Here is a 25,042-nt window from a genome sequence, read left to right on the forward strand (position 1 = left end):
CGCGCGAGGCGCCACGTGTCAGTGCCTGGCAAGAAACGCACACAGTGCGGGCACACGACGTCGCGCGCCGGCCGCGCTGTTGGCGCCGCGCCTAATCGCCCTTGATCGGGTCGTGATAGGCGGCCAGGAACGCGCGCAGCGACGCCGGCTTGACCGGTTTGGTCAGCACCCGGTAGCCGCGTTCGCGCGCCTGCAGCTTGAGTTCGTCGCGGCCATCGGCGGTGAGCAGCGCGCCGGCGAACGGGCCGACCATCGCCTCGCGCAGCGCGTCCAGCGTGTCCAGCCCGTCCAGGCGGTCGTGCAGGTGGTAGTCGACCAGCATCACGTTGGGCGCGCGCGCCGCCAGCGCCAGCGCGTCGTCCACGGTGCTGGCGCAGATCACCTCCACCTGCCAGCGGCCGAGCAGCGCGCGCATGCCGTCGAGGATCTCCTGGTCGTTGTCCACGCACAGCACGCGCAGGCCGGCCAGGGCCTCGCTGGCGGCGGCGCTGCGCTGCGGCCGCTGCTTCTGCGGTGCCGGCGCCACGCGCGGCACGGCGATCGAGAACATGCTGCCGCGGCCGACCGCGCTGCGCGCGTCCAGGTCGTGGCCGAGCAGGCGCGAGATGCGCTGGCAGATCGACAGGCCCAGGCCCAGGCCCTGCTCGCCCCAGTCGAACGGCTGCTCGTAACGCTGGAATTCCTCGAAGATCTGCTGCATGTGGTGCTGGGGGATGCCCGGACCGGTGTCCCACACCTGCAGCTGCAGCGCCGCGCCGCGGCCGCGCATGCCCAGCACGATGCGCCCCTGGCGGGTGTAGCGCAGCGCATTGGCGAGGAAGTTCTGCAACACGCGGCGCAGCAGGCGGCGATCGCTGCGCACCCAGATCGGCCGCGCGTACACGTGCATGCGCAGGCCGCGGCCGGCGGCGACCGGGGTGTACTGCGCGGCCAGTTCGCGCAGCAGCACGCTGGCGTCGAAATCCTCGATAGCCGGGCGCAGGCCGCCGGCGTCCAGCCGCGACACGTCGAGCAGCCCGTCAAGCAATTCCTCGGCCGCGCGCAGCGAGGCGTCCACGCGCTCGGCCAGGTGCCGCTGTTCCTCGTTCTGGTGCGCTTCGCGCAGCGCCGAGGCGAACAGCCGCGCCGCGTTGAGCGGCTGCAGCACGTCGTGGCTGATCGCGGCCAGGAAGCGGGTCTTGGACTGCTGCGCCAGTTCGGCCTCGCGCGAGCGGTCGGCCACGCGCTGCTCCAGCGTCTCGTTGGCTTCCAGCAGCGCCTGTTCGGCGCGCTTGTAGTCGGTGATGTCGTTGTAGCTGGTGACATAGCCGCCGCCGGGCAGCGGCTGGCCGCGCATCTCGATCACCTTGCCGTCGCTGCGGGTGCGCTCGAACACGTGCGAGGTGCCCGCGCGCAGGTGCGCGATGCGGCGGTCGATCTGCTCCTCGATCCGGCCCTCGCCCAGTTCGCCGCGCTCGGCGTTGTAGCGGATCAGGTCGGCGACCGGGCGGCCGACATAGAGCATGCCGTCGGGGTAGCCGAACATCTGCTGGTAGCGGCGGTTCCACGCGGTCAGGCGCATCGCCGGATCGACCACGCTGACCCCGGCGCTGATGTTCTCCAGCGTGGTGGACAGGATCTCGCGGTTGAAGCGCAACTCCTGCCCGGCCTCGTCGAGCACCGCCACCACCTCGCCGATATCCATGCCCGAGCCGCGCAGCAGACTGGTCAGCACCAGGCGCGCGGAGGCGGCGCCGATCGAGGCGGCGAGCAGGCGTTCGGTGAACTGCACCCAGACGCGGTCGGCCACCGCATTGGGTTGCGGCTCGCGGCCGAGCAGTTGCGCCTGCTCGGCGAAGGCGCGGCGCGCATGGCGCTCGCCGACCATGCGCTCGGCCAGGGCCTGCAGGTCCACCACCTGCACCTGCCCGAGCCAGTCGCCGGCCACCGCCGGGCGCTGCGAGTACGGCTCCAGGAACGGCGCCGCGCGCAGCCGTTCGTCCAGGCCCGGGCGCCAGCGCGCCGACACCAGCATCATCGTGCCGACGTTGAGCAGCAGCGACCAGAACGTGCCGTGCGCCATGGGGTCCCAGCCGCTCATGCCGAACAACTGCTGCGGGCGCAGCCAGGAGATGCCGAACGGTCCTTCGTGCAGCCAGTCCGGCGCCAGCCAGCCGGCCTGGGTCAGCGCCGGCAGCAGCAAGGTGTAGATCCACACGGCGAAGCCCAGCACCATGCCGGCCTCAACGCCCTTGCGGCTGGCGCCGCGCCAGTACAGCCCGCCGATCACGCCCGGCGCGAACTGCGCCACCGCGGCGAAGGCCATCAGCCCGTACGAGGCCAGGGTGCTGTCGTTGCTGCTGCTGCGGTAGTAGCCGTAGGCGATCAGCGCCAGCAGCAGGATCGCCAGGCGCCGGATCCACAGCACCCGCGAAGCCACGTCGGCACCGGCCGCCTGATGCCCGCGGCGGCGCAGCAGCACCGGCATCACCAGGTCGTTGCTGATCATCGTCGCCAGCGCGATGCTGGAAACGATGACCATGCCGGTGGCGGCGGAGAACCCGCCGACGTAGGCGACCAGCGCCAGCGCGGTACGGCCCTCGGCCAGCGGCAGCGCCAGCACGATGCTGTCGTCGGCCACGTCGCCGCCGCCGAACAGCGCCACGCCGGCGGCGGCGATCGGCACCACCATCGCCGAGATCAGCATCAGGTACAGCCCGAACAGCCAGCGCGCGCGGCGGATGTCGCCGACGTCGCTGCATTCCACCACCGCCACGTGGAACTGCCGCGGCAGGCACACGATGGCCAGGAAGCTGAGCAGGGTCTGCGAGATGAAGCCGACCGGCGGGGTGTTCTGGAACAAGGTGCGCGCCGACTGCAGCACCTGGCCGTCGCGGCCGTTGAGCCAGACGTAGGCGAACACGCCGACCGCGACCATCGCCAGCAGCTTGACCACCGATTCCAGCGCGATCGCCAGCATCATGCCGTGGTGGTGCTCGGTGGCATCGACCTGGCGGGTGCCGAACAGGGTGGCGAACAGCGCCATCAGCAGCGCCACGTACAGCGCCGGGTCGGCGTAGAACGGCGCGCCGGCGCTGGACTGGCCGCTGAGCACCTGCAGGCTCATCGCCACCGCCTTGTACTGCAGCGCCAGGTACGGCACCACGCCGACCAGCGCGATCACCGCCACCAGCGCCGCCAGCCGCCGCGAGCGGCCGTAGCGCGAGGAGATGAAGTCGGCGATGGACACCGTGTTCTCGCTGCGCGCGATCAGCGCCAGGCGTTCGACGATGCGCCAGCCGAACAGCAGCAACAGCAGCGGGCCCAGGTAGATCGGCAGGTAGCCGGCGCCATTGCGCACCGCACTGCCGACCGCGCCGTAGAAGGTCCACGACGAGCAGTACACCGCCAGCGCCAGGCTGTACACCGCCGGGCGCAGCCATGGCCGTTCCGGATACAGCGGACGCCGGTCGCCCCACCACGCCACCGCGAACAGCAGCGCGGCATAGCCGACCGATACCAGCAGCAGGATCCAGCTAGAAACCAAGGGCGAGGTCCCCGGGACGAACGCCGCAGTCTAGCCCGGCGCGGTTCACGTGGCGGTCGCGGCGGCGGCGTGCAGCGGCAGCCGCAGGCGGAACACGCTGCCCTGTCCCGGCGCGCTTTCCACCAGCAGCGCACCGCCGGCGGCGGCGATCAGGTTGGCGCTGACCGCCAGCCCCAGGCCGGTGCCCTGGCCGCTGGGCTTGGTGGTGAAAAACGGCTCCAGGCAGCGCGCACGCACCTCCTCGCTCATGCCGTGGCCGGTGTCGCGCGCGGCGATTTCCAGCATCGCGTCCGGCTGCGGCGCCAGCGCCAGTTCGAACCGTCCGCCCTCGGGCATCGCCTGCTGCGCGTTGGCGGCCAGGTTGAGCACGATCAGCTCCAGCTGCGCGCGGTCGAAGCGCACCGGGCACGGCGCCTCGTGCAGGTGCAGGCGCACCTGCACGTCCGGGCCGAACAACTGGTCGAGCATCGGGCGCATGCCGGCGATGGTCTCGGCCGGTTCGAACACCTCCAGCCGGGTCGCTTCCTGGCGGCTGAAGTCCAGCAGCTTGCGGGTCACCGCGGCCGCGCGCCGCGCAGCCGCCTCGGCGCCCTGCAGCGCGGCCTTGAGCTGCTGCGGATCGTCGCTGCGGCGCGCCCGCGCGGCATAGCCCATGATCAGGCTGAGCAGGTGGTTGAAATCGTGCGCCACGCCGCTGGCCAGGCGCCCCACGCTCTCCATCTTCTGCGCGTGCACCAGTTGGTCGCGCGAACGCTCCTTTTCCTGCATCTCCAACTGCAGCCGGTCGCGCGAACGGGCCAGGTCGTTGCCGCGCTTGCGCGCCAGCGCCAGGCTCTCGCGCAGGGCCGCCACCGACTGGTCCAGCACCACCGCCACGACCACGAAGCCGATCAGATTGCCCAGCGCCACTTCCAGTACCCGTGGCCACATCGCCGGCATGAAGAACATGCCCGCTGCGTCGCGCCAAGCCCCCAGCGCCATCACCAGCGCCAGCCACGCCACCGTGACCCAGAGCGCGCGCCGGCTCAACAGCAGGCCGCCGATCAGCACCGGAAGCAACTGCGCCAACTGGCTGCGCAGCTGCGCGTCCAGGCCGAGGCGCACGTAGCTCACGGTCAGCAGCGCGAGACTCACCACGACGAACAGCCGCGCCGCGCCCAGGAACGCGCCGCGGCGCAGCCACGCGAAGCAGGCCGCCATCGCCAGCGCGTTGAAGGCCGACAGCCACAAGGTGGCCGGATCGATCGCCGCGCCGACCCGCCACCACACCGCCAGCATCGCCGCCACCTGGTACAGGCCCACGAACACCAGCACCAGTTGCAGCATCGCCGCGTTGCGCCGGTCGACGCGGTCGGCCAGCGGGATTGCGCGCCACCAGCGCAGCGCAGCCGCCAGCGGACCAGCGGAGGGGGAAGAAGGCAACGGATTCGACATCGGCAGGAAGAAACGCCGGGCATGGGCGGAATGCGGACTGCGGCTATATTAGCGACCTCCGTCTTCCCGCTGGGTGCGACGCGGCACTGGACCTGCCGCCAACACGTGCCGCGCGGGCCGATTCCCCCGCTGGACGCGCCTGGATGACCCATTAGATGACGCCTCACTTGTTCACGCGCCCGGGCCGGGCACTGGTCGTGGTCCTGGCGCTGCTGGCTGGCCCGGCCCTGGCGCAGACCATTCCCGGCACCGATCCGTACGAACCGCTGTTGCAGCGTTGCCATGCCAGCATCATGCAGAAGCCGCAGGCTTCGCTGGCCATGGCCAAGGAGTTGCTGGGCAGGCCGGAGCTGCCGTTGCCGGCGCAGGTGCAGGCGAACGGCTGCCTGGGGGCGGCGCAGCAGATGCTTGGCGACAGCACGCAGTCGATGGCGACCACCGAGCGCTTGCTCGCCCTGCTGGAGAAGCCGGGACTGTCGCTGCCGGTCCTGACCGGCGGCCGCCTGCAGGCGGCGATGCTGCTGCAGCAGAACCGCCAGCTGCCGCGGGCGTTGAAGCTGCTGGAACAGGTCCAGTCCGATGCGGCGCGCAACGGCGACACCGCCGCGCAGATCAGCGCCCTGACGGGCATCGCGATGATGCGTGCCGACGCGCTGGACGATCCGCAAGGCGCACTGGACTACTTCCGCCAGGCCATCGCCCTGGCCGACCAGTTGCAACGGCCGGTGCGGCCCGGCGACATGATGCTGTACTACAACTACGGCTACGCGTTGCTGTTGCTCGAGCGCTACGACGAGGCCGACGCCGCCTTCGAGCGCGCCTCCGGCGTGGCGGCCAAGCTGCCCGGCCAAGACCTGTTCATGCATCGGATCGACGGCCACCGCGGCGAGATCCAGCGTGTCGGCGGCCATCTCGAACGCGCCGAGGCGATCTTGCAGAAGACGCTGCAGTGGCAGCAACAGTTCGATCCGCAAGGCGCGGTGGTCAGCCTGCAGCGGCTGGCGCGGGTGCGGCTGCAGCAGGGCCGTGGCAAGGACGCGCTGGCCTATGCCGAACAGGCGCAGGCGATGGCCGAGCGCAGCCGCTTCCTCGCCGAGACCCGCGACGGACTGGACCTGCTGAGCGAGGTCCACGCCGCGCTGGGCGATACCGCCGCCGCGGCCCGCAACGCGAAGCAGGCGCGCGCGATGGACCGCGACAAGGCGCGCGCCGAAACCCTGGACTCCCTGGCCAAGCTGCAGGCCGAAGCGGCGCGCAAACTGCCGCCGGCCGCCGCCGCACGCACGCAACTGGCCGATGGCGCCGGCCGTGTCGCGATCGGCCTGGCGGTGGCGCTGCTGCTGCTGGTCGCGCTGGTGCTGCTGCTGCGCCGCCGCCACCGCCTGGCCGCCGATCAGCGCCTGCGCGATCCGCTGACCGGGGTGCTGAACCGGCCCGAGGCCGAGCGCCGCATGCAGGCGCTGTTCGACGCGCAGCCGCAAGCCAAACGCGAGACCGATAGCCGCTGCGCGCTGCTGCTGGTCGACGTGGACGGGTTCAAGGCGTTGAACGCGCGCTACGGTCACGCCGCCGGCGACCGCGCGTTGCAGGCGCTGGCCGACTGCCTGCGCGCGCACTGCGACGCCGACGACCTGATCGCGCGCTGGGGCAGCGAGGAGTTCCTGGTGATCCGCGCGGACACCTCCGCGGCCGCGGCCTTCGCGCTGGCCGGCCATCTGCGCGGCGCGGTCGAACGCCTGCGGGTCCAAACCGAGCAGGGCGAACCGTTGCCGTTGACCGTGTCGGTCGGCGCGGCGCCGTTCCCGCTGTTGCACCGGCCCGATGCGCGCCTGCAGGACACCGTGGCATTGGCCGAACAGGCGCTGCACGCCGCCGCGCAGGCAGGCGGCAACGCCTGGGCCGGGGCCTGGGGCACACCGGGCGATGTGCCGGTCGCGCCGCAGCAGGTGCTGGCCGATCCGCTGCGCGCGCGCGCGCAGGGCTGGCTGTTGCTCGACGGCAGCGACCCGCTGTCGTGGGCCAACGCGTTCGCCACCGCGCGCCGCGCGTGAGGGCGCGCGTGCAGCGCAAATGCGCGCGCCGTGCCTGGACGGCGCCCGTCGCCCCGGCGCATGCGCTGTCTTGGTTCGGGACCGCCGGGCCGGCACGCTAAGATTCACGCCGTGACCGCCTGCCCCCGCCACCGCTGATGGTGTCCGACCCGACCGCGTCGCGGACGACCTACCTGCAGCAGCAACAGCTGCGGCTGCAGGCGCAGTTGCAGCAGGCGCAGCTGCGCCAGACCGCGGCCGAAGCCGAGGTCGAGCGCCACCTGCCGGCGGTGGAGCAGGCGGTGGCCACGATCCGCCGCGATTTCGGCGCACGCGCGCAGCAGGCGGCCGCCGCGGTGCTGCGCCGCGAACGCCGCCGGGCCTGGTGGCCGGCGCTGCTGCTGCACCCGTTGCTGCCGGACTGGCGCTGGCGGGCGGCGCTGCTGACCTTCCTGCTGCTGGCGCTGCCGTGGATGAGCGCGCGCTGGTTCGGCGACGCGCACGGCTACCTGGACTGGTGGCGCCTGCTCGGCATGCAGGGCGACACGCTGCAGCTGCTGCAACGCGCGCTGCCGTCGCTGCTGCTGTACGCGCTGCTGGTGGTCGGCGGCGCGCAGCTGCTGGCCCAGCACGTCAGCCACGACGAACGCGCGCTGCTCGGCGACGTCGCGAAACTGCCGCTTGCCCTGCTGCAGGTCGCCAGCGAGCCGCGTCCGCACGACGCGTCCACCTACCGCGTCACCCGCGCGCCGTGGCCGCAGCGCGCGCTGCAGGGGCACTGGCAGATCGACGCGGCGCACGGCGACCTGTCCGGCGCGCGCCTGCTGGCACTGCACGATGGCGCCGAACCGGAGCCGCAAGTGTTGGCGTTGCTGGTGTTGCCCGACCAGGCCAGGAACGCCGCGCTGATTCCGATCGCCGCCCGGTTCGACGCGAGCGAGCAGGCGCAGGTGCGCGCATTGGCGCTGGCGGTCGCCGAGGCCGCGGTAGCCGAGGCGCAGCCGATCGCCACCCTGCACCGCCACGTCGAAGCCTGGATGGAGGCGCGCAACCAGCAGCGCGTGTTGCAACAGCGGCTGCAGAGCATGCAGGCGATCCATCGCCACTGGGCCGACGTGGCGCTGCCCGACGCCACCCTCGACCAGATACTGAAGTTGGTCGACCTGTTCGTGTCCGGGCGCACGCCCGCGCCCAAGGGCATGCTGCTGCACGGCCCGCCGGGCACCGGCAAGACCCTGATCGCGCGCAAGCTGGCGCGCCATGCCGGCTGCCATTTCGAGGCGCTGGGCGTGGCCGACCTCAAGGCCGCGCACATCGGCCACACCGCGCCCAAGGTGCAGGCGATCTGGCAGCGCTGCCGCGCCAAGGCGCCGGCGATCCTGTTCATCGACGAATGCGAGAGCGTGTTCGCGCGCCGCGGCGGCAGCGACAGCGACAGCTTCGGCGCCGAACTGGTGCAGACCTTCCTGGCCGAATGGGACGGCTTCCACGAGGCGCGCGGCCAGGTGCTGGTGATCGGCGCCACCAACCGCCCCGCCTTGCTCGACGATGCGGTGATGTCGCGCTTCACCGCCAGCATCGGCATCGGCCTGCCCGACGCGCCGGCGCGCGCGCGCATCCTCGGCAGCGAGCTGGAACGCGCCGGCTTCGCGCAGGCGCTGGACCCGCGCGTGGTCGCCGACAGCAGCGGCCTGTCCGGCCGCGACCTGCACACCCTGGTGGCGCGGGTGGCGGCCGACTGCCTGGACGGCGAGCTGGATGGCGAGGCCTTGCTGGCGCAGTTGCGGGCACTGCGTGGCAAGGGCTCGACCCGGGTCGCCGCGCTCGACTGGAACGACGTGGTGCTGCCGGCGGCGGTGATCGAGGAATTCGTCGGCCTCGGCAAGGAACTGCGCAACGCCGAGACGCTGGCGACGCTGGGCGTGCCGGTGCCGCGCGGCATCCTGCTGTACGGCCCGCCGGGCACCGGCAAGACCCAGCTCGCGCGGATCCTGGCCAGCCAGTCGGGGCTGGCCTTCATCGCCCTGACCGGCGCCGACCTCAAGGCGGCCTACCTTGGCCAGTCCGGCCAACGCGTGCAGGCCGCGTTCGAACGCGCGCGCGCGCAGGCGCCATGCATCGTGTTCGTCGACGAGATCGACATCGTCGCGCCGGCACGGGGCGCCGATGGCGACGACGCGCTGACCCGCGAGATCGTCGGCCAGTTGCTGCAGGAACTGGACGGCGTGGCCAGCCAGGCCGGGCAGGTGTTCCTGCTGGCGGCCAGCAACCATGCCGCCGCGATCGACCCGGCCTTGCTGTCGCGGCTGGACCGGCAGATCGAGATCGGCCTGCCCGACCACGCCGCACGCGCCGCGATCGTCGCGCGCCTGCTGCACGGCAAGCCGCTGGCATTCGATGCCGACGCCGCCGCCGCCTGGCTGGCCGAGCGCAGCGACGGCCGCTCCGGCCGCGACCTGCAGACCTGGATCAGCCGCGCCCTGCGCCGTGCCGCACGCCGCGCGCTGCAGGAAAGCGACGATGCGGCGAACACGCGGCTGCAGTGGGACGATTTGGTCGACGCGGCGGGTGCCGGTCGCGGCTGAAGCCGCGACAGACCGCCAAACGCAACCGCTCTTCCGCGATCACGACGCGCCCCCCGCGCCCTCGCCCACCGGCAACACCACCTCGACCAGATAGCGGCGGCCCGCGGCGATCCCCTCGATCCGCGGCGCAGCCAACACCTGTCCATCCACGCTCACCCGCGGCGCTGTGCACTCCGCATCGCGGCGCATCCGCACCTCGAACGCCGCGCCGCGGAAGCGCCGCTGCACCGTCGCCTGCGTCCAGTGCGACGGCAATTGGGGCCGCACGCACAGCGCATCGCCATCGCCCTTCAGCCCGAACAGACCCTCGATCACGCAGCGGTACAGCCACGCCGCGGTGCCGGTGTTGAACAGTTGGCTGGAGCGGCCCGCCGTGCGCGGCAACTCGCGCCAGGCGCCGCGGTAATAGTTCGGCACGAACACCGGTAACTGGCCGCGCTGCAGGTAGTCGGCCAGTTCCGGTCCGGGAATCATCGCGCGCAGCACGCGCCAGGCGCGGTCCGCGTCGCCGATCGCGTACAGCGCATGCAGGTAGAACGCGGCGGCATGGTTGTAGACCGAACCGTTCTCCGCCGACCCAGGATGCTTCTGGGTCAGCCGCCCCACGTCCTCGCGCATCGCGGTGTACGGCGGCGCCAGCATGGTCGGCCCGTACGGCGTGTCCAGCTGCGCATCGACCGCCTGCAGCAGGCGCGCACGCCGCTCCGCATCGGCGGTGCCGGCGAGCAGTGCCCAGCTCTGCGGGTTGAGATAGATGCGCCCTTGCGCATCGTCCTTGATGCCGAAGCGCACGCCGTCGTCGGTGATGCCGCGCGCGTACCAGTCGCCGTCCCACAGTTCGCGGTTGACCGCGGCGTTGACCTCCGCCGCGCCAGCGCGAAAGGATGCCGCCTGCGCGCCGCGGCCATGCTGTTCGCAGATCGCCGCCCACAGCTGCAAGGCGTAGGCGGTGGCGACCGACAGCCAGCCGGACACGCCACGGCCGCGGTAGCCGACCATGTTCATCGGGTCGCACCAGTCGCCCTGCGCGATGTAGCTCAGCCCGCGCGCATCGCGCGCCTGCAGCAGCCAGCGCATTGCCGCGTCCAGCCGCTCGGCGACGCTTGCCGCATCGCCATCGGCGCAGGTCACGACTTCGTCGAGCAACGCCGCATCGCCGGTCTCGTCCAGATAGGCGGTGAGGAACACCGGCAGCCACACGCAGTGGTCGGTATGCGGCACCTGGTTGATGTACTTCAGCTCCGCGCCCTCGATCAGCAGGATGCCGTCCGGCATCGCGCCGCTGGGCTCCTGCTGCGACAGCGCATGCAGCAGCGCCGCGCGCGCGGTCCGCGGGCGCAGGAAGCTCATGCCCATGTGGTCCTGCAGGAAATTGCGGGTCTGCGGATCGGTGGTCAGGCGGTTGACATCGCCGTGGTAGAACACCTGCCGCGGCAGCCAATGGTTGACCAGGTTGTCCAGGCACGGATCCGGCGTGGCGATGTGCAGACAGCCCTCCGCCGCCTCCAGATAGGCGCGGTAGTCGTCCGCGGCGGCCGCGAAGCCCGCAGCGGACAGATAGCGCTGGCGCAGCGCGCCGATCTCCGCGTCGTCGCGCGCCGGGCCGAACAGGAAGCGCAGCGTGTGGGCCTGCTGCGGCTGCAGCGTCAGGCAGTACTGCAAGGCCGCGGTCGGCGTTTCGTAGCGTGCGTCGCTGCCGCCCAGCCGCGGCTGCAGCACCGCGCTGGGCGCATGCAGGCCGCCCTCGCCCTCGAACGCCGATTGCCGCGCGTCCCAGGCATCGGGCGGCTGCTCGTGCAGCAGGAAGGTGCAGTCCTTGAAGTCGCGGTTGCGGAAGTAGTCCTCGACCTTCTGGTACGGCGTGACGCTGCGGCAGACGATGCCGCCCAGGTCGGCGCGGTACTCGCCGCTCTGGTGCATCCACGACATGTAGCCGACCGGGAAATACGCGTACAGCGCGATCCGCCGCGCGCGCCCATCCAGATTGCGCACCTGGCACTGCCACAGCTCGACCGTATCGTCCACCGGCAACTGCAGGCGCAGTTCCACTTCGATGTCGGCGTAGCGCACGCACCAGACGATGTCGCGCCGGCCGACCGAAAACGCGAACGCCTGCGGCGTCGCCCGCACCGGCTCGTACGGCACCGCGTACAGCGCGCCGCTGTCCTCGTCCTTGAGATAGAAGAAGCGCCCGGGATGATGCGCGTAGTACGGTTGCTCCGGCTGCATGAAGGTCCTGGCCTCCAGGTTCGGCGCATGCGCGTACTTGGCCGGCTCCGGCTGCATGAACTGCGCGGTCGCATAGCCGCGGCAGGTGACCTGGATCATCATCCGGCGATTCCACAGGAACCCGCCGGCATTGGGCAGCGCGGTGGGGCTGTGCAGCGTGTAGCGCTCGCCGTCGGCGCTGGGCGCCAGCAGATCGCGCGCGTCGTGGTAGGCGTCGTTGCCGGCACTCATGCGTTTGTCTCGTTCGCGGCGCTTTTGCGCGCGGCCAGTTCCTGTTGGATGCGCAACAATTTCGCGTCGTCGAGTGGATAGAAGTACATGGTCCACGCCGCCAGTAGCGCCACCGCGCCGGGGATCGCGGTCAGCAACAGCACGATGCCGAGCTGCGACGCCCCGCTCTGCGCCTGGTTGGCCACATAGCCCATCGCCGCCAGCACCCAGGCGATGCAGGCCGAGGCCAGCGCGCCGCCGAGCTTCTGCGAGAACGTGGCCGCCGAGAACGTCATCGCCGTGGCGCGGCGCCCGGTCTTCCATTCGGTGTAGTCGGCGGTATCGGCGTACATCGAGAACGCCAGCGGCGACTTCGGCCCAAGCGCCAGGCCGATCAGGAAGTTGATGGCGAACAAGGCCCAGATCGCATCGCGCGGGATGAAGAACATCGCGCAGCTGAGCGCGCCCACCGCCGCCATCAGGCCCATCATCAAGCGGCGCTTGTCGAACAAGCGGGTCAGCAGCGGCGTGGCCGCCGCGCCCAGCGCCAGCGCCACCGAATAGCTGCCCAGGAACCAGCCGGTCAACTCCGGACGGCCGACGTAGTACTTGAAGTAGTACACGCCCGCGCCGGCGCGCATGACGATGGTGATCATGATCACCAGCGCCAGCACGAACAGCACCCGCCACGGCGGGTTGCGCAGCAGATCGGCGATGTCCTGCCGCACCGGCACGCGCGGCTGCGGCAGCGGCTGCACCCGCTCGCGCGTGGTCGCGAACACGATCGCGAACAGCACCGCGGCGGCGGCGCCGTAGGCCAGCATCGTGCGCTGCCAGCCCTGCGCATCGTCGCCGTTGCCGAACCAGCGCACCATGTCCAGCGTGGCGTAGTTGACCAGCGTGGTGCCGGCGAAGGCGGCGATGAAGCGGAAGCTGATCAGCGTGGTGCGCTGCTGGCTGTCGGCGGTGATCACCCCGGACAGCGCCGAATACGGGATGCTGATCACCGTGTACATCAGCATCATCAGGCCGAAGGTGACATAGGCCCAGACCAGCCGCCCGCCCTGGTCCAGGTCCGGCGTGGTGTAGGCCAGCACGCCGCTGGCGGCCATCGGCAACGCCGCGAACAGCAGATAGGGCCGGAACTTGCCCCAGCGCGAGCGGGTGCGGTCGGCGATCGCGCCCATCAGCGGATCGGTGATCGCATCGACCACCTTGGTCAGCAGGATCATCGTGCCCACCGCGGCCGCCGGCAGGCCCATCGTGTCGGTGTAGAAGATCAGCAGGAACGCGGAGATGTTGGCCCAGTAGAAATTGAAGCCCATGTCGCCGACGCCGTAGCCGACCTTTTCGGTCCAGCGCAGCGGGGCATCGGCGCGTGGCGGCGGTGTCGGCATCGGCGATCCTGGGCGGGTGGGCATGCGATGATGGAACCGCGTGAGGCGCGTTCCGCGGTCGTGGCGTGCCGACGCTACACCACGCTGCGCGCCGCGCCAACGCTGGCGCGCGCATCATGCCAAACCCCCTGTCAGGTATAACCGCTCGTGATGGACGCGACATCCCAGAATTCCTTGCCGCAGCGCAGCGAAGCCATCGTGGTGATGGGCATTTCCGGCAGCGGCAAGACCAGCGTCGCGCAGGCGCTGGCGCGGCACTATGGCTACGCCTTCCTCGACGCGGACGACGTGCACAGCGCAGAGGCCAAGGCCCAGATGGCGCGCGGCGTGCCGCTCACCGATGCGCAGCGCGTGCCGTGGGTGGCCGCGCTGGCGGTGCGCCTGCGCCAGTCGCTCGATGCCGGGCGCAGCGTGGTGCTCGCGTTCTCCGGGCTGCGCCGCGCGCATCGGCAGCAGTTGCGCGACAGTGGCGTACCGATGCGGTTCGTGTTCCTGCACGCGGCCCGGCACGTCATCGCCACGCGCCTGGCCGCGCGCAGCGGCCATTTCATGCCGCCGACGCTGCTGCAGAGCCAGATCGATGCGTTGGAGTTGCCGCTGGAAGAGCCGGATGTCGTCTCCGTGGATGTGGATGCGCCATTCGATGCGGTGGTGGCGGATGCGATCGCGCAGCTGGATGCTGCGGCTGGCGGTGTGCGCGTCGGTGGTGTTTAGCCTGTCTTTCGTCATTCTCGTGAGCGCACTCGAGTCGTTCGTTGCAGCTCGGGTGGCTGCCCATATCGCCTCGTAGCCAACTCGCCGGATGCACTGTAGGAGGGACTTCAGTCCCGACGCCTTCCGGTCGCGGCAACCCCACCGCTTCGTTCGTCGCAGCTGAAACCACTCCTACATGGCGCTTGCGGCCAACCCGATGGGTGCACTGTGGGAGGGACTTCAGTCCCGACGCCTTCCAGGTCACGGCCATACCGCCATTCGAAGCGTCGGTGTGCGGAACCGACGCAACCTCTCAGCTCGCGCGCATGCGCCTACGCTTCACTCCCGGCAGCGCAGGCCCCGACACGTTCGGATCGCCAGGCACATACCAGCGCCACAGCGCCTCGGTAGCCTTGCTGATGCCGATGCGCGGCGTGACCGCCGGATCGGCCGGCGGCGGCATGCCATCCTCGCCCATCCACAGGCGCGAACTGGCCTTGGTCAGATCCAGACCATTGTCCGCACCCGAAGCGCCAAGCGCCTTGGCCAGCCGGCCGGGACCGCGGGTGAGGTCGGCGATGCGTGGCACACCGCGTGCCAGCTGCATCGCCTCGATTCCCGCGACCGGCGCCAACGCACGGATCAGCACCGCATGCCCGGGCGCGCCGCCGCACACCGCGTTGAGCGCCCAGTGCATGCCGTAGATGAAGTAGACATACAGATGGCCAGGCGGCCCGAACATCACCCGGGTGCGCGGCGTCATGCCGCGGAACGAATGCGCCGCCGGATCCTCGGCGCCGCAATAGGCCTCGACCTCGACGATACGACCGCAACGGCCATCGTCGGTGACCAGCAGCTTGTTCAACAAGTCTGGCGCCACCGCGCGCGAATCGCGGGCGTAGAACGCACGTGGCAATGGAGTCGGGGCTGGTGAAAGCATGCTCGCAGGCTAGCGCGACGTGCGCGAAGACCATGTGGGTCGGCGCAATGCAGCGCCGGCTAACGTGTCCTGCTGGGTATCCCCCGGCACGCGACACATCGCGCGACCGCGGGACGCGCGGCGCCTCATTCCGGCGGCAACTTCAGCTCCTGCAGCAGCTGCGGCGCCGGATACACCTTGGCCAGCAGCCAACGCAGGTAGCGCATGTCCACGTGGATCGCGCGCTTGTAGCGCGGGTCGTACCACCAACTGGCGCTGACCGCCTCCCAGTTGCTGTCGAAGTTCAGCCCGATCAGTTCGCCACGCGCGTTGAGCACCGGCGAACCGGAATTGCCGCCGGTCGTGTCCAGGTTGGTCAGGAAGTTCACCGGCTGCGTCTTCAGCTGCGCATCGGCGGTGCTGCCGAAATCGCCCTTGGCGATCGCCGCGAGCAAGGGCTTGGGCGCATCGAACGGCACCTGCCCGGTGTTCTTCTCGACGATGCCGGCCACCGTGGTCACCGGCGCGAAGCTCACCGCATCGCGCGGCGCCAGCGGCTCCACCCGGCCATAGCTGATGCGCAGCGTGCTGTTGGCGTCCGGATACACCGCCCGTCCCTGCTGCTTGCGCCACGCGAACAGCGCACGCATGTAGGCCGGCCGCAGCCGCAACAGCTCGCCTTCGCGCGCCTTGCGCTCGTTCTCCAGGCGCAGCTGCGCCGGCACCAGCGCCGCGGCCAACGCCATCAGCGGATCGGCCGTCACCGGCTTGCCTTCCCGAGCAGCGGCAAAGCGCGACAGCCGCTCGGCCTCCTCGCCCATCTTGGTCCCGCCATACACCTTGTCCAAGGCCTGCTGCAGCTGCACGGGCGTGCGCCCGAAGGCCGCGTCGAATTCGGGCACGCGCTGCGTATCGGGCAACTGCTGGTAGCGGGTCAACAGCGCGCTGAGCAGCGCCTTCTCCACCGCGGGCGCGTAGCGCCGCTGCGCTTGCTTCAGCGTGCCCTCGATCAACGCCTGGTCGCGCTGCTGGTAGCCGCTCTCGCGCTGCGCGTCCGGCTTGGCCGACTCCAGCCGCAACCGCTCCAGCGTCAGCGCCGAACGCAGCAACTGGGTCTGGCTGCCGATCAGCGACAACAGCAGATCGCGCTCGCGCAACGCCGAGGCCGCGGCCAGCGTCGACTGCAGCGCCGCGATGTCGCCCGCGTCGCTGCCGTGCGTGGAGGCGAGCATCCCGCGCTCGTCCTCACCGCGCAGCCGCACCGCATCGCTGCGCTGCATGCCTTCCAACTCGCCGGCCGCGCGCTTGCGGTTGTTCTTCAACGACTGCAACTGCGCCGCGTAGCGCGTGCGCGCCTCCGCATCCGCCTTGCCCGCCGCCTCGATCACCGCGATCATTTGGTCAAACACCGCCACCCGCTGCGGCAGCGTCCAGTTCACCTGCTCGTCGAACTCCGCCGCCGTGCGATGCCGATAGGTGATGCCCGGATAGCCGGCCAACATCGCGAAATCCCCCGCCTTCGGTCCCTGCGTGGCGATCTGCAGATGCGCCGGCGGCTGATAGGGCACATTGTCGGCGCTGTAGTCGGCCGGCTTGCCGTCCTTGCCGACATAGGCGCGCAGCAGCGTGAAATCGCCGCTGTGCCGTGGCCACATGAAGTTGTCGATCTCGTCGCCGTAATTGCCGATCGCCCGTGGCGGCGCATACACCAGGCGCACGTCGCGCAACTCCAACTGGCGGATGCGGTAGAAGTCGGTGCCGTAGTACATGTTGGCGACACTGCAGCGCACCCCGCCCTCGCGCTCGCAATCGGCCACGATGCGCTTGCTCGCCGCATCCACCGCATCGTAGTAAGCACGCCCGGTTTTGCCCTTGGCCGAGCCGAGCACCTGATCGGTCACCTTGTCGAAGCCCACCGTCACCAGCACCCGGAAATCGGGATTGGCCGCGCGCTCATCGCCGCGATCCTTGGCGATGAAGCCGTTCTCGATCAGGTTGTCCTTGGCCGAGGTGTTGTACTGGATCACCCCATAGGCGACGTGGTGATTGGTCAGCAGCAACCCGTCCCCGGACACGAACGCCCCGGTTCCACCCCCGACCTTCACCACCGCACTCAGCGGAGGCTGCGTCACCGCCGCCAGGTCGCGGGGATCTCCGCGAAAACCAGCTTCGCGCAGCGGCTTGGCCAGCTCCGGCAACTGCGATGGCATCCACATGCCTTCGTCGGCGTGGGCGGTGGCGGTGAGGGCGACACCGAGGGCGAGTGAGGCGGCGAGGGAGCTGGGGATGGACATACGGGTATCGAAGCAAAGAATGTAACCGCGACCTTAGCCGGCCGGTGCGGTCGCAGCAACCAAGCTGCCGATCCATCATCGATGGATATGGTCTTTACGATGAAGGCCAAGAATACTCACGACACAACGAGCGCAGGACCAGATCGCTTCCTACTGCCCGATGCACAGATGCATGCTATGAATAAGTAAACCTGACCCCGTTACTGTACGTTACTGTACTGGACCCCGTTACTGCCCTCATCTCGAGGCCATGGGGGGTTGTTTGAGGTGCCCAAACAGTCCACCTGGCCCGCCTTCCCTTGCAAGCATTGCGAGTACTACTTCTCTTCCAATGCTAGGAGAGTACTAGCCGCTGGCAAAAAGTCTCCCTTCTGAGAATACCCTGACAACCAAATAACTGGATCAACCGCGCGCAAAAATCGGCTTACATTTACTGCTGATATTTGATAGTTGAATCTAACTGCCTTTCCTCCCTGCTTGGTGACGAGGCAACCTTTTCCGCTTGTCAATCGAGGAGTTGCAGCTTTTGCTTCGATAAAGCTAGTATCGCAATCCCTGACGGACGCCTCCTGGATCAGGACATTAATTTGGGCGCCACTTTGATAGCGAACCACCACCTGCTTTATCGCGTGCGGTTGAACATAAACGTAGTAGTCCTTCAACTGCTCAGAACGATGCTTAGTCACGGACCAACAGAAATCTTGCTCACATGCCATATCCGCTTCGACCGACGCCAGCGCGCACAGGGGGCACAGCCAAAGCACCGCCACAGAAAAATACCTTATATTAACGAAGGCAATATTCATTTAGATAGCTCGCGATCAAGACGTTTTGAATCATTACGTCCCTCCACCTGAAAAACCCCTTGAAAACTACTGAGTCTCAGCTTTTGAGTGGATTCATTAGCCGAAATACGGTCAGTATCACGGGCAGTTAATGAACTTCCACGCCGATCAGCCATAATATTATCCCGACCGTAACCATCAAGATATTCGGCACTTCGGTCGTCCAAAATTCCTCCTACATCTCGATAACCGTCTGGAGCACCGGCAAAGTGAAAAATATCATGAACTGCGGCATTATGCCAGTCCGGCTGTGAGGAATTGATATGCCCAAAGTTGCCACCGGATCCCCCATAAACACCCTGGCCAGCGGCTGGAAACAGAATTTTGTTATAGCCAGGCGATAAATTCATCGTATTCGTCCCCTCACCGCCAGGTCGACTCAAAACCTGTAGAACAGGCCGCATATTGCCAAACTCTGATTTAATTGAATCGAACTTGCTTTTTATTGCCGCAATGTTCTCTGGCGTGGCAGCTGATCCGGTAAAATAAACTGGCACAACAAGGATATTTTTGTCAGTGAAAAGAAAAGCGTCACGCCCATCAGGGTCTGTGAATTTATAGGGGTTATTATTTGCATAAAGGTATCGGTTGAAGCTCGCCCCTGTACTCGGGTTAGCAGCTACCGGATCAACGCTGAGGAACCTCCCACTTTCTGGGCCATAGTAACGTTGCTGCATGTATGTTAGCCCAGTAGCCGAATCCGTTACATGCCCAGCGTATCCGGGGCCATCCGTTGACGTCCGATTCAGTAGGCTTCCGTATGGTTCATATTCACTTCGGTCGGCAATGCTGCGCTCGTTGTCCGTCACGAGCACTACCGAGCCCAGCCCATCCGTATGGATATAACGAACTGTTTGCGCAGAGGCGCCGAGGGAAAGGATCGATGAAACGGTTACTGCGACGATGCCATAAAGCACCACCTTAACCATCCGAATTTTCAACATGACCCGTCCTTTCACTTTAGATAGTTAATCAATATGATATTCGGATAAACATCGGCCGCTCTCTATCAGACCAATCCTTGCAGTCGCCGCTGCCTCGAACATAGACCTGCTTACCTTGTGCAGCCGCTGATAGCAGCATGGCATACATCGCCTTACCATGATCGTTAGATGAATCGAACGCCCAGTCCGTTGGTGTCGTCGTACAGTTAGTCGTGGCGTTGACAGCAGGGCTGCCCTCGCGCTTCTCCATGCTGAACATGATGACTCCCTTGTCGATTCCGTTCACCACGTTCTGATGCGCGTAGATTTCCATTATTTTGCCATAGCCATTTCCGCAGTAGCCGATTTGAGGCAACTGTGCAAGCAAAACGAGGATTACGGTGCTTGTCAATTTCATAGTCGTTCGTTGAACCCAAATTAGTTAGTGCATCAATCAGACCGATGGCATCTACCGGTCGCACGACCCTCAGCACTGTAGCGACTGATATAAGAACCATTCCGCGCGTTCTGCGGTCGACGTCCACTATCGGCAGTGGCTTTAGTCATACCATCTTCGCAGCGGACCATTCCATCATTAAGCATTCATTTAATATAGACCTCAAAGATACTGCATCCGCTAACTTGAACATCCACTTCCGCTTATTGATTAGAGCAGCCATCAGTACTGCCAGCATTGACTTCCCACCGGGTTGCGTTTCGCTACATCTCACGACCGGGCTTGTTGGATTCGCGGCCTTGCATTCTTCTGGCGTGGCGCTGAACCAAACGAAATGCGTTGCATTATCTTGATACGTTCCAATCTGAGCTACTTCAACGTTAGATAGGGTTTCGTTTGCGCTGGCGTGTCCACTAAACAAGCCAGTCAAAAACAAAGCCAATATCGCTAGCTTCATATTCTCAGCTTTTAGAAATGGACACAGACTTCAGCTTCATGACGCCGCCACTGCAGCCATCTACATAGAGCGTGGCCTGCATCCTGTTCTGCATAGCCATCAGCAAGAGCGAGACCATTTCCTTCTGCATCAGGACTCCAGGTTCGATGAGAAAGCGATTGCCATCGCCGCAGTTTGCTCCAGCGGGCAGCGTACCTTGGGTATCTACGAAGAAGCCTTCCCCCGTCCAACCTGTCGAGAGAATAGAAATTGTTTGACCGCCTATGCTGTATGGAGCGGCATAGACGGGTCCACAAACAGCCAACATAATGAATGCGACTATTAGTTTCACCCTAGATCTCCCCACGACCCTCGATGAAGTTTCATTTAAAATATTACACAAATAATTTATTTTTTTAGACGTATAGAAAGCACCTTGGTCCGCCCACCGAACAGACAAACTCCGGAATCAAGGATGACTTCGACCTCGGCATTGGATGTGAATGCTGCCAACGCCATCGCCACGAGCTCTTTATAGGCGGGATGGTCTTTATCTATTGCGAATTCATCGCGTGGCGCCCAGCACCCTTCCGGCCCTATGCTGGAGTCGCGGATGACCAGCCCTTCACCGTACCAGCCGTTTTCAATGTAGATGATCTTGCCCGGCCATACTAGCTGCTGCGCCGCTTGACCGGTATTACAAAAACCCAATGCAGTAATCGTGAGCAGCAACGCCATTATTCTTGAAGACATCTCAGACCCCTGTTTATATTCTAGTTGAGCAGCAGTTGGTAGAGAAGCGGAACAATATTGAATGCTGGCTGCTGCACGTGCACGATGTTCCCAGCAGCGCTGCAGGTTCCATCCGGCATACACGCCGATACTCGATACGAATAGGTACTTGGGGGCCTGGCAAGCGAGGTCCAACTGGAATCGGCTCCCTCATAAACCGACGTCCACGTGACTCCATCCACGCTCTCTTCCACCACGTAACGTGTCGCGCCGCCCACCGCTGTCCAGTTCACATAGTCTTTGACCGCCGCGGTCTGCCCGAACGGCCAGTCGACCTCGGCCACGAGGCTTCCTCCCAGCATGACGTAGTCGGTTGCCTTGGACTGGCGCTGGTTCTTCTGGTAGCGCAATACCCCGGCCTGGTCGTACATCGAGCCGATGGCACCGGCGCTTTGCGTCGCCAGGGTACGACGACCGTAGCCGTCGTAACGGTAGGTTTCCTTGCTCGTCGCTTCGCGCAGGCGGTTGCCGTAGTCGAAGACAAAGCCCTGGCCGTTTTTGTTCTTCAGATTGCCCTGAACGTCATAGCTCATGCCGATGACGGTGCTGCCGCTGCAGTTGCCGGTCTTGACGTTGGTCAGCTGCCAGTAGCCGTCGTAACAGTAGTAGTGATCCCGGCCCGGCGCCACGACGTGGGTCAGGTTGTCGAGCACGTCATAGTCATACGTCGCAGTGCCGAACATGGGCGAGACCGCCGAAGTCAGGCGATCCAGGCCGTCGTAGGCCATGGTGCGATTGCCGCGCTGGTTGCGCCCGGTCGCGCCATCGCTGATGCCAGCCACATTGCCGTTGGCATCATAGTCGTAGCCGTCGCTGAGGAATGCCGTGCCGCCGTAGGCATCCTGGCTGGTGTCCGGAAGCTGTCGGGCGTTCTGCGTCAGCGTATGGACAATGCCATTGCCATACGTGAACTGCTTGATCGCGCCGTTTGGGTAGTAGCTTACGCCCGTCGCATAGCTACCAGCCTGGGTGGGCTGGCCCAAGGCGTTGGGTGCATACCCTACCGTCTGCCCTGACGGATAGCGGTGCGCGGCCAAGTTACCGTTGGCATCATAGACATAGCCCATTGCCCAGGTCTCTCCGTCGGCCTGGCCTTGAGTCTCTGCGATCAGCAGACGGCGCTTGTTGTACGCGTAGCTATTGTAGGTGGCGACGCCGCCATTGGTGGTGGTGATCTGCTTGACCAGACCATCGGGCCAGTAGCTCCAACGCTGGTTGCCGTTGCCGTCCGGGAACGCCAATGCGGTGATCCGATTGCGGGCGTCGTAGCTGCGATCGATGCGACGACCGGAGCCGAAAGCTGCATCGGCATCGCAGGAACTCGTGCTCGGCAAGGACAGGCCACTTGCGGTCCAGACGATGTTGCCGGCCGCATCGTACCCGTTCGCACTCGCGCCGGTCTCCGGTTCGATCGATTTGCACAGCTGTTGATAGCCGTCATACACGTAGCTGCGCGTGAGGGATACGCTATTGCCCGCGTCATGGCGCCGAATCGAGGTGGGCTTTCCGAACACGTCGCGCGCGATCTCTGTGACCGCACCCTCCGGATGCTGAATCCATACCGGCGCGTCGTAGGCAGGTTGGTCGAAGACTTGATAGCCGGTTAGCGTCTTGTTTCCTCGCGCATCGGTCACGCGCGTCTGATTTCCCGACAGATACTCGGTTGTCGAGGTCAACAGACCCAGCTCCGAGTCCTGCGAGACCGACGTCGTTCTGCCAAGCGTGTCGTAGTTGTTCCATGTACCGGTCGTCAGCCCGTCGCTGCTTCCCGGGTACGAGGCGAAGGTCACCCGGCTTTCGTGGTCATAGGAAAAGCGCTGGAACTTCTGGGTCGCCACCTCATTGCCAGCGTCGTACTCTCGGGTGAGTAGCGGACGCCAGAGGCCATCGAAATAAGTCACCTTGCGCGCGTTCCCTGCGGAGACGACTTGCCGCCAGTGGCCCGCGGCCACGCCGTATTCCGCTTGTGCCATTGGCGCAAAGACCTGCCTTACGACATTCCATCCTGTGCTGTCGTCGCTCGGGTAGGTGATGCTTTCCAAGCGCCCTTGTACGTCGTAGCCGTACGCGGTGACGAAACCATTCTCGTCGGTCACGGAGGTTACCCAGCCGTTATCGTCCACTGCCGCCGCCTGTCGCGTGCTATCGGCGTATTGGATCAGCTGGGGAATCCCTCGTTTCCATGACGACAATGTAGTGGTGTTGCCCTTGCCATCCTTTACCGCAGCGATTGTGCCGTCGCTGTTGTAGCTCAAGGTTTGCTTCAGCTTGCCGAACGCCTCGCTGGTCACCGGCTGCGCATTGGCGTTATACGTGGTACGGCGCACCACAATATTGGTGTCGCTATTTGTCAGACTGCTTTCCAGACCCAGTATCCACTTGCCGGTATCGTCGTAGTAGGCGGCGACATCCGTGCGGCTGGCCCAGGGGCTGGCTCGCGTGACGTTCAGCGGACGCGCGAAGCTGTCGTAGGAATTCACGGTCTTTGAGTAGGAGGTACCATCCCGCGCAGTTACCCTTTTGGCTTCCGGAGCGACCGCCAACGTCTCCGGATCCGCGATTCCAGCCAATGAGCCGCCATAGCTCTCATAAAATACGCCACCAGCGCTCTGGGCGTTGGCATAGGCAATGGAGCTGGATTGCACAACCTGCTGAGAGGCATTCTTTATCTCTTCCTTGAGAAGCCTTCCATCGTTCAACCTGTATACGTTACCGAACTCTTTAACCAACTGGCTGCCGTCGGGCTGAGTTATTGTGACAACTTTTCTGCTGTTGCAATCCTGGCAAGGATAGGCGGGCGCTTCCGTTGGGCTACCCCATAGGAGCGCAGAGCTCAATGAGGGAGTACTGTTATATGAATAGGACCATTTATAGGAGAAACCATCTTTTATTTCTTTTTTAGTCAAACTCATAACATCAAAATAGTGAGGTGTAAGCAAGGTATACATGGGCTCACCGCCTTTAACCGGAAGTGAGCTACTGCATTCACTTGCATGTACACCTGCGCGGTAATGCCGCGTATTTTCAAAAGTAAAGCTACCCATGGCACCTGATGGGTGGGTGGCATTCAATACGAACATCGCACCGATCATGGGTGCCTGGCTCCTGCACCATGGGCTGCTTAGATTTTCGTAGTCTGGTGGCTGAGAAGGCCTAAGCGAATCCGAATAGCTATAAGACCACTTTGTGCCATCGGGGATGCTCACCTTACTTAGTACAGTTTCGTTCGCAGCTGTACCATAGTCGTAAGTCCATGTACGGCCTGATACAGAAACAGTTTTTACACGACCGTCGGCATAAGAGACGTCGATCCTTCTGCCATCACTACCCAGAATTTCGGTGGGGTGCCCATCTGCGTCATATGAATAGGACACCCAATTTCCGAACCTGTCTTCCACACGTGATGCAAGGATGAAGTACTTGTTTCGCTTTAGATAATAATCGACCGGGTTTTGGGTAGCCGATGTCGAATCTGTCGTTGGAGAATACGTTTTATGGAGCGTGGAATCCGCCCTCATCACTGCGATGTCAAAATAATACTTCAGGCCTTGTACGGTAGTTACTCTAAATCCATCTCCCGAAAGACCAGACTTCATCGGAACGCAATCCACAACATCGCGCTCGACTGTTGCGTAACGGTATGTCACCCCGTCGCTGGGCCGAGGAACGGAAGAAGAAAGCAACGACAGAAAAGGAACCTCCTGCCGACCTGGGATCGAAAGATTTATCCCATTCCAGAACTCTCGCCTGTTGAACTGCCCAACGGTTGAAGGAACGCTTCCCAGTGTGCACCGGTCGGAATTCCATCCATTTTGACTCGGGTAGGTGGCAGAAATGTATGGAACGTCCACATCCCAGTTACCCAGCCCTTTTAGCCGTGCGTCATAGCCGGCCACTTGACCGTCCTGAGGCTGTAACTCAACGGAAAGGGTTCTAGAGAATTCGACGGAAAGACCACTATTTCCAGGAATCGAGATATCTACTACCCGGAACCTGGTACTTCCGTTGTAGAGGCTCGACTCGTCCCCAAAGAGTCCCTGGGTCAACTGCGCCACATTCTCTGTCGATTTTATTTTCTTCTTGTACTCGACCGATGGATCGACGCCTTCGGCGAAGCAATCTTTGGCCACCATCGCGACCAGAAACGCTACGACTAGACGAACGACTTCGCGATTACCAGCATTCATTGGCACACCTTCCAGGCAAATTCATCCGCAATAGCGATCGGCATCAGTCCAGCCCTTGCGCATTGGCAAGCCTCAAGCAGAAGGT

The 25,042-nt window shown here is 65.4% G+C and carries 15 protein-coding genes; 3 read left to right on the forward strand and 12 right to left on the reverse strand.

Annotated features, from left to right (window positions below; all coding sequences use genetic code 11):
* Positions 1–91: 91 nt before the first annotated feature.
* Together AB3X07_RS22415 and AB3X07_RS22420 are read right to left on the reverse strand one after the other, a co-directional pair.
* A complete protein-coding gene (locus AB3X07_RS22415; protein WP_369941421.1) occupies positions 92–3,526 on the reverse strand; it encodes a NahK/ErcS family hybrid sensor histidine kinase/response regulator in 3,435 nt (1,144 codons plus the stop codon).
* Positions 3,527–3,571: 45 nt separating this feature from the next.
* Positions 3,572–4,948, reverse strand: coding sequence for a sensor histidine kinase (locus AB3X07_RS22420; RefSeq protein ID WP_369941422.1), 1,377 nt, complete (start codon positions 4,946–4,948; stop codon positions 3,572–3,574).
* A 167-nt stretch (positions 4,949–5,115) separates the two neighbouring features.
* Between AB3X07_RS22420 and AB3X07_RS22425 the strand changes: the two genes are divergently transcribed.
* Together AB3X07_RS22425 and AB3X07_RS22430 are read left to right on the forward strand one after the other, a co-directional pair.
* Positions 5,116–7,011: a sensor domain-containing diguanylate cyclase gene (locus tag AB3X07_RS22425; protein ID WP_369941424.1), complete on the forward strand. Its 1,896-nt coding sequence runs from the start codon at positions 5,116–5,118 to the stop codon at positions 7,009–7,011.
* A gap of 137 nt (positions 7,012–7,148) precedes the next feature.
* Entirely contained in the window at positions 7,149–9,575 is a 2,427-nt protein-coding gene (locus AB3X07_RS22430) for an AAA family ATPase (protein WP_369941426.1), read from the forward strand.
* A gap of 39 nt (positions 9,576–9,614) precedes the next feature.
* Here AB3X07_RS22430 and AB3X07_RS22435 read toward each other — a convergent pair whose 3' ends face one another.
* Both AB3X07_RS22435 and AB3X07_RS22440 read right to left on the reverse strand, forming a co-directional pair.
* Positions 9,615–12,035, reverse strand: coding sequence for a GH36-type glycosyl hydrolase domain-containing protein (locus AB3X07_RS22435; protein WP_369941428.1), 2,421 nt, complete (start codon positions 12,033–12,035; stop codon positions 9,615–9,617).
* On the reverse strand, positions 12,032–13,411 hold the full coding sequence (locus AB3X07_RS22440) for an MFS transporter (protein ID WP_369941430.1): 1,380 nt from the start codon (positions 13,409–13,411) through the stop codon (positions 12,032–12,034). The genes AB3X07_RS22435 and AB3X07_RS22440 overlap by 4 nt, the downstream gene beginning before the upstream one ends.
* 150 nt (positions 13,412–13,561) lie before the next feature.
* Here AB3X07_RS22440 and AB3X07_RS22445 point away from each other — a divergent pair, with 150 nt between their 5' ends.
* A complete protein-coding gene (locus AB3X07_RS22445; protein ID WP_369941432.1) occupies positions 13,562–14,125 on the forward strand; it encodes a gluconokinase in 564 nt (187 codons plus the stop codon).
* A gap of 292 nt (positions 14,126–14,417) precedes the next feature.
* Here the strand turns inward: AB3X07_RS22445 and AB3X07_RS22450 are convergent, their stop codons facing one another.
* The 8 genes from AB3X07_RS22450 to AB3X07_RS22485 all read right to left on the reverse strand — a co-directional run bounded on the left by AB3X07_RS22450 (position 14,418) and on the right by AB3X07_RS22485 (position 24,957).
* Positions 14,418–15,044 (reverse strand): DNA-3-methyladenine glycosylase, encoded by a 627-nt coding sequence (locus AB3X07_RS22450; RefSeq protein ID WP_369941434.1) that lies wholly within the window; start codon positions 15,042–15,044, stop codon positions 14,418–14,420.
* A gap of 125 nt (positions 15,045–15,169) precedes the next feature.
* Positions 15,170–17,317 carry a S46 family peptidase gene (locus tag AB3X07_RS22455; RefSeq protein ID WP_369941436.1) on the reverse strand — a complete coding sequence of 716 codons (2,148 nt, stop codon included), beginning with the start codon at positions 17,315–17,317 and terminating at the stop codon, positions 15,170–15,172.
* Between the two features lie 317 nt (positions 17,318–17,634).
* Positions 17,635–18,123: a hypothetical protein gene (locus AB3X07_RS22460; RefSeq protein WP_369941438.1), complete on the reverse strand. Its 489-nt coding sequence runs from the start codon at positions 18,121–18,123 to the stop codon at positions 17,635–17,637.
* Complete coding sequence (locus AB3X07_RS22465; RefSeq protein WP_369941440.1) at positions 18,120–19,106, reverse strand: RHS repeat-associated core domain-containing protein; 987 nt, start codon at positions 19,104–19,106, stop codon at positions 18,120–18,122. Before AB3X07_RS22465 ends, AB3X07_RS22460 begins: the two co-directional genes overlap by 4 nt.
* 28 nt (positions 19,107–19,134) lie before the next feature.
* Complete coding sequence (locus AB3X07_RS22470) at positions 19,135–19,503, reverse strand: hypothetical protein (RefSeq protein ID WP_369941442.1); 369 nt, start codon at positions 19,501–19,503, stop codon at positions 19,135–19,137.
* Positions 19,504–20,003: 500 nt separating this feature from the next.
* A complete protein-coding gene (locus AB3X07_RS22475) occupies positions 20,004–20,330 on the reverse strand; it encodes a hypothetical protein (RefSeq protein ID WP_369941444.1) in 327 nt (108 codons plus the stop codon).
* A 56-nt stretch (positions 20,331–20,386) separates the two neighbouring features.
* A complete protein-coding gene (locus AB3X07_RS22480; RefSeq protein WP_369941446.1) occupies positions 20,387–20,716 on the reverse strand; it encodes a hypothetical protein in 330 nt (109 codons plus the stop codon).
* Between the two features lie 35 nt (positions 20,717–20,751).
* On the reverse strand, positions 20,752–24,957 hold the full coding sequence (locus AB3X07_RS22485; RefSeq protein WP_369941448.1) for an RHS repeat domain-containing protein: 4,206 nt from the start codon (positions 24,955–24,957) through the stop codon (positions 20,752–20,754).
* Between the last annotated feature and the right edge of the window lie 85 nt (positions 24,958–25,042).

It is taken from the genome of Xanthomonas sp. DAR 35659 (genome assembly GCF_041242975.1).
Lineage (GTDB): Bacteria > Pseudomonadota > Gammaproteobacteria > Xanthomonadales > Xanthomonadaceae > Xanthomonas_A > Xanthomonas_A medicagonis.